Origin of the sequence: Micromonospora sp. URMC 107 (assembly GCF_051386315.1) — a bacterium.
Classification (GTDB): Bacteria; Actinomycetota; Actinomycetes; order Mycobacteriales; family Micromonosporaceae; genus Micromonospora.
In genome coordinates, this window is sequence record NZ_JBPQTK010000012.1 from 45,109 (window position 1) to 59,302 (window position 14,194).

Here is a 14,194-nt window from a genome sequence, read left to right on the forward strand (position 1 = left end):
CTCCACCGGCGGCGGGGTGCAACACGCCACGACGAGAATGGCTCCTGTGGTGAAGTCCCCCGGCGGCGTCGAAGATGTGCGAGTGATCACCGACGTGCCACCCCCCGACGACTCCGCGCCCGACCCCGAACGGATCCGGCTGGCTCAGGCCGACGCCGGGGAGCAGGACTGGCGCGCATGGGGTCCCTATCTGTCCGAGCGGGCGTGGGGGACGGTACGGGAGGACTACAGCGAGCACGGTACGGCCTGGGACTACTTCCCGCACGACCACGCGCGCTCCAGAGCCTACCGGTGGAGCGAGGACGGCATGGCGGGCGTCTGCGACGACCGGCAGACGTTCTGCTTCGCCCTCGCCCTGTGGAACGGCAGGGACCCGATCCTCAAGGAGCGGATGTTCGGCCTCGGCGGCGACGGCGGCAACCACGGCGAGGACGCCAAGGAGTACTGGTGGTACGAGGACTCCACCCCCACCCACTCGTGGATGCGCTGGCGCTACCACTACCCGCAGGCCGCCTTCCCGTACGACGAGCTGGTCGCCGTGAACGCGCTGCGCGGCCGGGACGACACCGAGTACGAGCTGGTCGACACCGGCATCTTCGACGACGACCGGTACTGGGCGGTGACCGTCGACTACGCCAAGGCGACACCGACGGACATGTGCGTCGTCGTCACCGTCGCCAACCGGGGCGACCGGGCGGCCACCCTGCACGTGCTGCCCACCCTGTGGTTCCGCAACACCTGGGCGTGGGGGCTGCCCGGCGGTGAGCGGGTGCCCCGGCTGGTCGGCGAGGGATCGCGGCTCGTCGGCGAGCACCGGGTGCTCGGCCAGCTGCTGCTCGAGGGCGACGGCGAGCCCACGCCGCTGCTCTGCGACAACGACACCAACGCCGAGCGGCTCTGGGGGCTGCCCGGCCGCTCCCCGTACCCGAAGGACGGCATCAACGACCACGTGGTCGACGGGGCGCCGACGGTCAACCCGGCCCGGGAGGGCACCAAGGGCGCGCTGCACTACGTGCTGGACGTGCCGGCCGGGGCGCAGCGGCGCATCCGGCTGCGGCTGACCCGTACCGCTCCGCCGCCCGGCGGCGCCCCGCCGCCGCCGGCGGACCTGGGGGACGGCTTCGACGCGGTCCTCTGGGCCCGCCGGGCGGAGGCGAACCGGTTCTTCGCCGGGGTGATCCCGGCCGCCGCGACCCCGGACGAGGCACTCGTCGCCCGGCAGGCGATCGCCGGGCTGATGTGGGGCAAGCAGTTCTACCACTTCGACGTCAAGCGCTGGCTGGAGGGCGATCCGGGCTCCGCGCCCCCGCCCTCCGGCCGCCGGCACGGGCGCAACAGCGCCTGGTGGCACATGACGAGCTTCGACGTGATCTCCATGCCGGACCCCTGGGAATATCCCTGGTACGCGGCCTGGGACCTGGCCTTCCACTGCGTCAGCATCGCCCGGGTCGACCCCGGCTTCGCCAAGGAGCAGCTGCTGCTCCTGCTGCGGGAGTGGTACCTGCACCCCAACGGCCAGATCCCCGCGTACGAGTGGGCGTTCGGCGACGTGAACCCGCCGGTGCACGCGTGGGCGGCGCTGAAGGTCTTCGAGATCGACGGCAGCCGCGACCACGACTTCCTGGCCCGGGTGATGCACAAGCTGCTGCTCAACTTCACCTGGTGGGTCAACCGCAAGGACACCGGCGGCAACAACGTCTTCGAGGGCGGCTTCCTCGGGCTGGACAACGTCGGCCCGTTCGACCGGTCGGCGGCGCTGCCGGTGGCCGGGGTGCTGGAGCAGTCCGACGGCACGGGCTGGATGGCCATGTACGCGCTGAACCTGCTCGACATCGCCGTCGTGCTGGCCGAGCACGACCGCACCTGGGTCGACACCGCCACCAAGTTCTTCGAGCACTTCGCCTACATCGCCGCCGCCGCGTACGAGCAGGGCCTGTGGGACGCCGAGGACGCGTTCTTCTACGACGTGCTGCGCCTCGCCGACGGCACGAAGGTGCCCCTGAAGGTCCGCTCGGTCGTGGGCCTGCTGCCGCTGGCCGCGACGACCCGGCTCACCGCCCGCACCCTGCACCGGCTGCCCGAGCTGCACGCCCGGCTGCGCTGGTTCCTCACCAACCGGCCCGAGTACGCCGACGTCATCGGCGCCCGGCGGCTCGGGCCCGACGGCCGCCAGCACCGGCTGCTGTCCATGGTCGGCCCGGAGCAGATGGTCCGGCTGCTCGCCCGGATGCTCGACACCGACGAGTTCCTCTCCGAGTACGGCCTGCGCACGCTCTCCCGGGCCCACCTCGACAAGCCGTTCTCGGTGACCCTCGGCGGCCAGGAGTTCAGCGTCGGCTACGAGCCGGCCGAGTCGACCAGCGGCCTGTTCGGGGGCAACTCGAACTGGCGCGGCCCGATCTGGATGCCGACCAACTTCCTGCTGATCAGCGCGCTGCGTGACTACGCCGCCTTCTTCGGCGACGACCTCCAGGTGGAGTATCCGACCCGCTCCGGCGTGAAGCGGACCCTCGACGAGATCGCCGACGACCTCTCCGCGCGGCTGATCTCGCTGTTCACCCGCGACGGCTGGGGCCGGAGGCCGATCTACGGCGCCGCCCAGCTCTTCCAGACCCACCCCGACTGGCGGGACCTGATCTGCTTCCCCGAGTACTTCCACGGCGACAACGGCGCCGGGCTGGGCGCCTGGCACCAGACCGGCTGGACGGCCCTGGTCGCCGACCTGATCCTCACCCTGCGTCGCTGAGGCCGGGACGCCCGGCGGCGGCCCCGGCCACCGAGCGTCTGCTGGGCGCGACGAGGCCGGGCCCCCGTCTGGGCGACGCTCGCGGCGGGGCCGCCGGAGCCGTCCGGGAGCACCTGCCGCCGAAGAGTCGCCAATCCGTCGCGAGCCCGGCACGGGCGGTGACGCTCGCTAGCATCGGCGGGGTGTCGTCAGCAGACGGAGCAGACGCCGAACCGGCCGAGCGGGAGCGCGTCGTCCTCGCCGCTCGGGAGCTGGCCGAGGCCGAGGGGTGGGCGGCGGCGACCCACCGCCGGCTGGCCGAGCGGACCGGCGTCGACATCGAGGCCCTCTACCGACGCTTCCCGGACCCGGCCGCGCTCATGTCCGCCGTGGCGGTGCGCGGCTTCGCCGACCTGGCCGCCGCGCTCGCCGCCGCCCGGGCCACCGCCGCCAGGGTGACCGCCAGCGGGGCCTACGGCGGCTGGCCGGCCGTGGTGGCGGTCTACCTCGACTTCGCGTACGCCAATCCCGAGGTCTACGACGCGATGCTCGCCCACACCTCGGACCTCACCCTGGGCCGCGACCCGGGGCCGGGCGCGCCCGGGGCCGCCTTCGCCGAGCTGCGCGCCGCCCTGGCACCGCTGGCCGCCGGCCGCGATCCCGACACGCTCGCCGAACTCGGCTGGGCGCTGCTGCACGGCACGGTCATGCTCACCCGGGGCGGGCGGCTGCGCCCGGACAAGCAGGAGCAGCGCGAGGAAATGATCATGGACAGGCTCCTCGCCGGCCCGTGAGCCCGGGCGGCCGGCGGCTCGCCACCGACGCCCCACCAGCCGACCCTGACGACCCGCCGCCGCCCGCTCGGACGGCGCCTGTCGTCACCGTGCCGCCGGCCACGCGGTCGGCGGCGCGACGTGGTCGGCAGGGGCGTGCGGGCGGCCGCGGTGAGCGGAGGCCGGTCCCCGCCGAAACCCGGCTGACCGGGCCGGCGGGGCCGCAGTACCGTGGCCCCGGCCACCACGGGGAGGACAGTCATGGGGAACACGACCCGCCGCCGCGACGGGCAGGTGCTCGTCTTCGACGCCGACGACACGCTCTGGGAGAACAACGTCCTGTTCGAGCGGGTGATCGACGACTTCCTGGAGTGGCTGGACCATCCGACCCTCGACCGGGCCGAGACCCGGGCCATCCTGGACGACATCGAGCGGGCCAACGCGGTGGCGCACGGCTACGGCAGCAAGGTGTTCCTGCGCAGCCTGGGGGAGTGCCTGGAGCGGCTTCGGCAGCGGCCCGCCACCGAGGCGGAGCGGCGCGAGATCGAGGACCTGGCGGCGGCCCTGGTCGCGCACCGGGTGGAGCTGATGCCCGGGGTGGCCGAGGCGCTGGACGACCTGGCCACCCGGCACGAGCTGCTGCTGCTGACCAAGGGCGACCGCGAGGAGCAGCAGCGCAAGCTCGACGCCTCCGGGCTGCTGCACCACTTCCGGGCCGCGCACATCGTGCGGGAGAAGGACGTCGACACCTACCGGTGGCTGACCCGGGAGCACGACGTCGACCCCGCCGTCACCTGGATGATCGGCAACTCGCCGAAGTCCGACATCCGGCCCGCCCGCGCCGCCGGGCTGAACGCCGTGTTCATCCCCAACGAGAACACCTGGGTGCTGGAGCACGACGAGCTGGATCCGACCGACCCGGGGGTGCTGCGGCTGTCCGCCTTCCCCGATCTGCTGCGCCACTTCTGAGCCGCGCCCGCGCCGCGGGGAAGCGGCGCGGGACGCACCGGACACAGTGGCCGCCTCGACCGGAAACAGCGCTTCTCCACAGGGCCGCGTTACGTCGACATGCCGCTTTTTCACCTTGACATCAATCACCCTGGGTCGGCCCCGGCCGTCCTTGTCGGGGCCCCGGCGGCACGCCTAGCCTGATTCGGCGCTCACGGCTCTTCGGGGTGAGTCGGGAGCGTGCCGAAGTCCGGCAGGTGGGCACCATGGAGCTGAGTGCAGGCGGCAGGCTCGCCGCGTTGAGCCCGGCGTGGGCGGCGTGCCACGCCCACGCGCTCATCCGGTGCGTCCGCTACCACGCCGGACGGCTGGGGGCAGGACCGGGGAGTTGCGGCCCCGGTCCTGACACCCTCGGCGGACCGCCCCTCCGCCGCCCCGCCTGACGGCGGAAACCCGCCTTCACAGAGCGCCGTACTCGGCGTCGCCACCCGTTCCCGGCGGTCGTGAACCGGTCGATCCTCCCAGTAGCCGGACGATAGCTTTCGGTATGCGCGACCCTCCTAGCTTCTACCCGTCGTACTGGCTCCCGACCGGAGGGTGACGGGTGAAGAGGAAACTGCGAGGGCCGCTGATCGCGGGCCTGGTGGTGGCGTTGGCCGCCACCGTGGGCGGGACCCAGGTCCTGTCGGACCGAAAACCGGAGAAGGCCGCGACCGCGGCGAAGGACGACGGCCTGCTGTCCCGGCTCGGCGACGCGGCGAAGGGGCTGGTCGACGGCGGCCCGCGCCCGGCGCGGCCGGAGGTGGTCGGCGCCGGCCTGGCGGTGCAGGAGAAGGCGCCGCCGGCAAAGGTGTGGCCCCCGCAGAAGCGGGTCAGGGAACTCCCCGGCAAGCGCACGAAGAACAGCCGCGTCTACCAGCTGTCCGACGGACGGACCCAGGCGGAGATCTCCGCCGTGCCGTTGCACTACAGGGACGGCAGGGGCCGGTACCAGCCGATCGACACCAGGGTGCGCCCGACGAAGGAGAAGGGGTACGTCCAGGGCAACACGACCAACAGCTTCACCAGCCTGTTCGGTGACCGCTCGGACGAGCTGGTGCGCTTCGAGCAGGAGGGTCGCAGCGTCGAGCTGGGCCTGGCGGGTGCGGCGAAGGGCGTCACGCCCCGGGTCTCCGGCTCGTCGGTCACCTATCCGGGTGTGGCTGGTGGCGCGGACGTCGTCTACGACGTGACCCCGACGGCCCTGAAGGAGAAGATCGTCCTGCACCGGGCGCCGAGCGGCCCGGCCTCGTACACGTTCACCCTGGACGCCACCGGGCTCACCGCGCAGCAGCGTGCCGACGGGTCGATCGCGTTCGTCGGCCTAGCCGGTGGTGAGCCGGTGTTCGTGATGCCGGCGCCGTTCATGTACGACGACCGGGACGACGAGGCGTCGCCGCACGGCAAGGTGTGGAGCGACAAGGTCACGCAGACCGTGGCCGGGTCGGGGGCCGCCACGACGGTGACGGTGACCGCGGACGCCGCCTGGCTGGCCGACCCGAAGCGGGTCTACCCGGTGGTGATCGACCCGACGATCCGGATCCAGCCGGTGCCGGACGACTCCCAGGACGTGCAGGTCTACTCCGGCAGCCCGGACCACACCTACCAGACGGATCCCACGAACTGGCCGTTGCGCGTGGGGACGGACACCGGGGTCTGGCGGTCGTTGGTGCGGTTCCCGTTGAACGCGGTGCCGTCCGGGACGGCGATCGACGACGCCCGGCTGGAGCTGTACTACGACCAGACCCACACCTCGTACGACCACGACGTGCTGATGGAGGCGCGTCGGGTGACGCAGCCGTGGACGGACGAGTCGGCGACGTGGAGGAACACGCACGAGAACATCGACGCGCAGCCGGCCGGGAACCTGGTGCAGCTCGACGACGGTGAGGCGGGCACCTCGATCACCGGTTCGTGGGCGTGGTCCGGCAACCCGGACATGACCAAGCACGCGGTGAAGACCGACTACCGGTTCAACAACGACGCCACCGCTGGGGACACCCACACCTGGACGCCGACGATCACCGAGACCGGGGACTACAAGGTCGAGGTGCACTACGTGGGCGCGTCCGACCGGGCCAACCCCACCCCGTACACGGTGCAGCACGCGAACGGTTCGTCGGCGGCGTCGGTCAACCAGACCACCCCGGACAGCAAGGGCGCGTGGGCGACCCTCGGCACGTACCGCTTCAACGCCGGCACGGCCGGCCGGGTCGTCCTGCGGGACGTGGCGGGCAAGGCGGTGATCGCCGACGCGGTGCGCTTCACCCGCTGGGGTGTGGCGAACAAGGCGCGCGGCGTCTCCAGCGCGTGGAACTCGTTCGCCGTACGCGACGTCGTGCAGCAGTGGCTCAACGGCACGCCGAACCACGGTTTCGTGGTCAAGGCGGTGGACGAGGTGACCATGGGGCGGGGCGGGCCGATCTACGAGGCCTCGGAGTACGCGTACCAGAACGACCGGCGCGACTACAACCTGCCGCGGCTGATCGTCACCTACGGCCGGCCGGGTGTGGCGGTGCACCCGCCGACCACCATCACCTCCACCGGTGCCGTGCTGACCTGGCCGCAGTACCAGGACCCGTCGTCGAACACCGATGACGACGCGGTGGAGTACCAGGTGCACCGCAGTATCTACCAGGACTTCCGGCCGTCGTCGGCGACGCTGATCGCGCCGGTCGGGACGGGCACCCGCACGTACCAGGACACCACGGCGGTGCCGACGGCGGCGGACAACACCGACCCGATGGCCCGCAAGTTCTACTACTACATGGTCGCCGTGAAGACCCGCGACGGGCAGCTCCTGGCCGGGCCGAGCCAGGCGGTGACGCTGCCCAAGGCCGGCCAGATCACCCGGATCTACCGCGACGCGGCGGCGGCCGGGGACACCACCGGCGCGAACGGGGTGGTCGACACGAACCTGTCGCTGACCCGGCGCACGGAGAACGTCGACAGCTACCTCGGCGACCCGTACCTGGGGGTGGGGAACAACTCGACGTACTTCGGCACCACCCGGAGCCTGGTGAAGTTCCCGACCCTGGCCGGCATCCCGGCGACCGCGCGGGTCGTGGACGCGCAGTTGCGGATGTGGAACACCTCGCTGTTCCCCGGCGACGTGCAGACCGAGTACGTCGACGTGCACCGACTGACGCAGGGCTTCGACGAGACGACCGCCACCTGGGACAAGGCGAACGCCACCACCGCCTGGACCACCCCAGGCGGTGCCTACGACACCACCTGGAAGGCCGGGTTCAACGGGTTCACCAACGACCCGGAGTGGGCCACCTGGACGGTCACCGAGCCCGTGAAGGGCTGGGTCGCCACGCCGGGCGGCAACAACGGCTTCCTGCTGCGGATGCGCAACGAGGCCACCCAGACCGCGCGGGCCATGATGCTGTCGTCGGAGGCACCCGAGCCGCTGCTGCGCCCGACGCTGGAGGTCACCTACCTCGAACAGACCGCCGAGTCGACCTACCACGCGCCGAGCACCCCGCACCAGCTCGCGCCGGCCTCGACGTACACCGTCCCGGTCACCGTGTCGAACCCGACCGGCGCGGCGTTCGCCGCCACCGAGTGGGAGCTGACCTACCAGTGGAAGCGGGCCGACGGCCTGCCGGTGTCCGACGCCGCCATCCACGTGGCGACGCCCCTGCCGGCGGCCGTGCCGATCGCCGGCACGGTCGACGTCAACGCGCAGGTCAAGACCCCACCGCCGTCGACGGAGGGGAACAAACGCACCGACTACGTGCTCGACTGGGAGCTACGCAACAAGGTCACCGGCAAGAAGCTCTCCGAAACCACGGCGATCAAGGCGTTGCCGCAGAACATCGCGGTGGAGGAGCCGACCTCCGACCAGCTCGGCCTGGAGAAGTTTTACTCGTACGCGGGCAAGAACACCGGCGCCGGCGGCACCCTGATGAACAACCTGTACGCCGGCAACACCGTCTGGTCGTACGACGCGTTCAGCAACCCGTCACGGGGCCTGTCGACCTTCGTCCGGCTGGCGTACAACTCGCTGGACACCAGCGACACCGTCGCCGGCTACGGCTGGTCGTTGCAGGCGTCGTCGATGATGCGCCTGGGCACGCCGCTGGACTTCCACCCCAACCCGAACCCGACGAAGGTCACCCTGACCGACGGCGACGGCACCAGCCACCGGTTCACCTGGAACGCCACCGCGAACGAGTGGACGGCGCCCAAGGGCGTGCACCTGCACCTGCAGAAGGTCACCACGCTCGACTGCAAGCCCAACACGCAGGAGCCGAAGGCGTGGCTGCTCACCAAGCCCGACCGGACGCAGTTCTACTACGACTGCGAGGGCTTCCTGTCGAGCGTGGTGGACAACAACGGCAACGAGATGCGCTTCGTCTACGAGGAGCGCAAGTCCAACAACAAGCCGACCAAGTTCCTCCGGTACCTGCTCGACGCGACCGGCCGGCAGACGCTGACCATCGACTACTACACCAAGGGCCAGACGACGTTCGACTACATCGACGACACCACCTGGACCCGGCAGTCGGGCACCAACCTGACCAACCCGAAGATCATTGACCACGTCTCGCAGATCACCGACATCTCGGGACGCAAGCTCACCTTCGCGTACACCGACAAGGGCCTGCTGGGCGAGCTGATCGACGGTGCCGGATCCAGCGGCGCCATGGGCGACCAGAAGGTGTTCAAGTTCGCCTACGACATGACGCAGGGCAACAAGAACGTCAAGCTGGTCAAGACCACCGACCCGCGCGGCAACGCCACCGAGCTGGCCTACCACTACCCGCAGGCCGGCGACGACCCGAAGTGGCACTGGCGGACCAAGTCCTACACCGACCGGCTCGACCACCTGACGCAGTTCGGCTACGTCGATCCGGACGCCACCAACGACATCCGGACCACGGCCACCGACGCGGAGAACCACGCGACCGTCTACCTGATGGACGGCTACGGGCGGCCGAAGGAGACGACCAACGCCAAGAACCAGACCACGAAGCTCGGCTGGGACGACGACCACAACGTGATCCGGCTGGAGGAGGCCAACCAGGCCGTCTCCACCTGGGCGTACGACGCCAAAACCGGCTACCCGACCGAGATCAGGGACGCCGAGGCGGTCAGGAACGGCACGCCGGGCACGGTGCTGACCTACCAGCGCCAGCTCAACGGCTACGTCGCCGAGCTCAGCGGGAAGACCAGCCCCGAGGGCCGCAAGCACACCTTCGGCTACGAGGCCGACGGTGACCTGGCCTGGGTGGTCGACCCGATGGGCAACACCACGACGGACCCGGAGGACTACAAGACCTCCTACACGTACGACGCGTGGGGCCAGATGCTGACGGCGACCGACGCCAACGGCAACACCACGGTCAACGACAGGTTCGACCCGAACGGCTACCCGCAAACCATCACCGACGCGAAGACCAAGGCGACGACGTTCGTCTACGACGTGCGCGGCAACGTCCTTAAGGTCACCGACGCCTACAGCAAGGACACCACGCAGACGTACGACACGTTCGGCCGTCCGCTGGAGAACCGGGTCCCGAAGGACCAGTCCGCCGGCGACATCGTCGTCACCCCGGCCCCGAAGTACGACGCGAACGACAACGTCTACGAGTCGTACGCGCCGAACGGCGCCGTCAGCAAGGCGGTCTACGACAAGGCCGACCAGCTGACCTACACGCTGGCCCCGGTCGACGTCACGGGTGACCCGGAGCGGAAGACCTCGTTCACCTACGACAAGGTCGGCAACCTGGAGACCACCACTGAGCCCAAGGGCAACCTGTCGCCTGAGGAGGGCGACTTCGTCACCACCAACGGCTACGACGAGATCTACCAGCTCACCAGCGTCGTCAACGCCGACGGCCACAGGATCACCTACGAGTACGACAACGTCGGCAACGTCCGCAAGGTGATCGACCCGGTCAAGAACGCCTCGGCCTCGACCACCGACTACACCACCCTGTACGAGTACGACTGGGCCCACCAGCTGACCAAGACCACGGACGCGCTGGGCAAGTTCACCACCAGCACGTACGACCGGGACGGTCTGGCCAAGGCCACCACCGACCAGCTCGGCAACGCCACCGAGGTCACCCTCGACCCGCGGGGACTGCCCAGCCAGGTCAAGGTGCCGCACAAGAACGACGCCGGCACCATCACCTACCGCACCACGAAGTACGAGTACGACGAGGTCGGCAACCAGACCAGGACGATCAGCCCGCGCGGCGTGGCCACCACGGACGACCCGGACGACTTCGCCACGGTCACCGTCTACGACGAGTTGAACCGGGCGAAGGAGACCCGCACGGCGTACGACAAGGACGACGCCCGCTACAAGACGGCGGACGTCACCACCTACGAGTACGACTTCGTGGGCCGGCTGGCGAAGGTCAGCATGCCACCGTCGGCGGGTGAGTCGGTCCGCAACGACACGACGTACAGCTACTTCGACAACGGCCTGACGAAGACCAGCAGCGACCCGTGGGACATCGTCACGTCGTACGACTACGACAAGCTGGGCGCGCAGACCGCGCGGACGGTGACGTCGGCGGGCGGATCGTCGAACCGCACCATGACCTGGTCCTACTTCCCCGACGGCAAGCTGAAGTCCCGCACGGACGACGGCGTGCCGGTCGGCAGGCAGGTCGTGCTGGTCGACAACTCCGACTTCAACAACACCTCCGCCACCGGCACCTGGACCGCGGCCACCTCGGCCACGGGCAGGTACGGCCACAACTACGTCACCCGTCCGGCGGGGACCGGCACGAACACGTTCACCTGGCAGCTCAACGTGCCCCAGGCAGGCACGTACGAGGCGTTCGTCCGCTACCCGAACGTGTCCGGCGCCGCCACCGACGCGAAGTTCACGGTCAAGCACGGCGGTGGCGACACGGTGCGGACGGTCAACCAGACCGCCAGCGCCGGCACCTGGGTGAGCCTCGGCTCGTACAGCTTCACTGAGGGCAATAGCCACAAGGTGTCCCTGTCCGACCAGGCCGGCGGCACGGTCGTCGCCGACGCGGTGAAGCTGGTCCGGAGCAACACCGGCGAGGCCGACAACGAGAAGGTCGACTACGCCTACCGGTACGACCCCAACGGCAACCTCCAGACCATCACCGACGCGTCACCCAATGCCCGGGTCGACACCTACTCGGTGGCCTACACCGGTCTGAACCAGGTGCAGACGGTCGTCGAAAAGAAGTCGGGGACGGTCAGGAACACCACCACCTACACCTACAACGAGAACAGCGCACCGAAGACCACCACCCACGACAGCCAGTACGCCAGCTACGGCTACGACCCGCGTGACCTCGTGTCGACCGTGGTCAACGGCAAATCCGCGGCGGATCCGGACAAGAAGACCACCACCTTCACCTACACCGACCGTGGCGAACTGTTGAGGCAGGCCAAGGGCAACGGCAACACCGTCGACCACACCTACTACCTGGACGGGGCGCTGAAGTCCCAGGTCGAGAAGAAGCCGAACGGGACTTTGGTGTCGGAGCACACCTACACCTACGACCTGAACGGCAACCGCACCCGGGACGTCGCGAGAAAGATGAACGCCGACAACCACGCGGCGTACCTCGACACCACCAGCGCCTACACCTACGACCCGCGCGACCGCCTGTCCCAACTGGTCAAGACCGGTCACGGCGCCGACACCGAGACCTACGTGCACGACGCCAACAACAACGTCATCAACCAGACGATCAAGAACGCCACGACCACCTTCAACTACGACCGCAACCGGCTGCTCACCGCGTCCACCGGCGGGGCGACCGCCTCGTACAACTACGACCCCTTCGGCCGGCTCGACACCGTCACGGCAGCCGGGACGGTCATCGAGCGGAACGTCTACGACGGCTTCGACCACGTCATCGAGAACCGCAAGACGACGAGCACGGGCACCTCGACGACGAAGCACACGTTCGACCCGCTGGACCGGACGACGACCAAGACGACGGATGTCGGCGGTACCAAGGAAAAGACCACGACGTTCAACTACCTCGGTCTCTCCGGCGAGGTCCTGAACGAGGAGGTGGCCGGTGAGGTCACCAAGTCGTACCAGTACTCGCCGTGGGGCCAGCGGCTCTCGCAGATCACCCACAAGGACGACGGCAGCGAAGAGGACGCCTACTACGGCTACAACCCGCACACCGACGTCGAGCAGTTGACCGACGAGACCGGCGACACGAAGGCCACCTACGGCTACACGGCCTACGGCAAGAACGACGACGCGCAGTTCACCGGCATCGACAAGCCCGACGCCGCGGATCCGACGAAGGAGCCGTACAACGCCTACCGCTTCAACTCGAAGCGCTGGGACCAGAACTCCGAGTCGTACGACATGGGCTTCCGGGACTACAGCCCGGGCCTCAACCGGTTCCTGTCCCGCGACAGCTACAACGGCGCCCTCGCGGACATGAACCTCGGCGCCGACCCGTGGACCGGGAACCGGTACGCCTTCGGTGGCGGCAATCCGATCAGTGCCATCGAAATGGACGGACACAGCTTCATCTCCGACATCGGCAGCGGAATCATCGGCGGTGCCAAGGATTTCTTCGGTGGTGTCGTCGATGGTGCGAAGGGCCTTTGGGGTGAGGTCTCCAGCGAGTACGCCGAAGTGGGTCAAGCGGTCGAGGACGCTTCGAACGGTGATTGGGGAAGTGCAACAAAGCGGGTAGGCGGCGTGGCCGTCAACACGGTCACCAGGCCATACAAGATGGCGTGGGGGATGGTGTCCGACGTTGGCACCACCTGGTGGAGCGGTGTGCAGGCCGCCGCAGAAGGCGACGTGGAGGGCGTCGTACGCGCCGGCACCAAGAACGGATTGACCATAGCTACCTCCGTGGCTCCGGCCAAGGTGCCCGGTGGGCGATGGCTGGGAGGCTGTCGGAACAGTTTTGTTCCCGGAACCCTCGTGGTAATGGCTGACGGGTCGCGCAAGGCTATCGATGAGATTCGCGTCGGCGACGAGGTTCTCGCCACGGACCCTGAGACTGGGCGGACCGAGGCACGCAGTGTTGAGGCCCTTATCCTCGGTGAGGGGCAGAAGGATCTCGTAGAGGTCACGGTTGACACCGACGGCAACGCTGGCGACAAGACAGGCATGGTTGTCGCCACCGACCAGCACCCCTTCTGGATTGAAGACCTCAAGAAGTGGGTCGACGCCGAGGATGTTGAGCCAGGGAGTCGGCTGCGGTCGTCGGATGGGAAGTTGGTAGAGGTTCTCGCGGTCCGCACTTGGACACAACTTGCCCGCGTGCACAACCTGACCGTTACGGGAATCCACACGTACTACGTGCTAGCCGGCGATGAGTCGGTGCTCGTGCATAACTGCGGTGGCGGTGTTGATGCTAAGGGCAACCCGTGCAGTTGCGCCGCGCCGAAGCCGACGAACTGGAATCCTAATAGTCGGCCGACGTTTGGTCATACGTTCAGTGAGCACGGCGCTGGTCCACGAAACACTCGGAGTTTGACGGATCGTGCTAGAAGCACCGGGAACGACCAAGGCCAGTGGGCGAATGACGCTGATGCTGCCGCCTGGCTACGCGATCAGTATGATCCGAGTGCTGGGCCTCGCCAGGTCCCACTGCCTGCGGGGATGGGCAGTGTGATCAGGCCCGATGGAACAGTGGTTCCGGCGACACATGCACAACTTGTGCCGGTTCGGAATGGGCGATATAGGACCGCATTCCCAATTGTAATAGGGAACTAA

Annotated in this window: 4 protein-coding genes; all 4 read left to right on the plus strand. The window is 69.0% G+C overall.

Features of this window, described 5'->3' with window-relative positions; translation table 11 throughout:
- Positions 1–37 precede the first annotated feature (37 nt).
- The 4 genes from ACSNN9_RS04725 (at position 38) to ACSNN9_RS04740 (ending at position 14,194) form a co-directional block, all read left to right on the plus strand.
- On the plus strand, positions 38–2,746 hold the full coding sequence (locus ACSNN9_RS04725; protein ID WP_436671380.1) for an MGH1-like glycoside hydrolase domain-containing protein: 2,709 nt from the start codon (positions 38–40) through the stop codon (positions 2,744–2,746).
- Positions 2,747–2,928: 182 nt separating this feature from the next.
- Positions 2,929–3,519, plus strand: a complete 591-nt coding sequence (locus tag ACSNN9_RS04730) for a TetR/AcrR family transcriptional regulator (protein ID WP_436671381.1) — start codon at positions 2,929–2,931, stop codon at positions 3,517–3,519.
- Between the two features lie 240 nt (positions 3,520–3,759).
- Entirely contained in the window at positions 3,760–4,467 is a 708-nt protein-coding gene (locus ACSNN9_RS04735) for an HAD family hydrolase (protein ID WP_436671382.1), read from the plus strand.
- Positions 4,468–5,050: 583 nt separating this feature from the next.
- Complete coding sequence (locus tag ACSNN9_RS04740) at positions 5,051–14,194, plus strand: DNRLRE domain-containing protein (RefSeq protein WP_436671383.1); 9,144 nt, start codon at positions 5,051–5,053, stop codon at positions 14,192–14,194.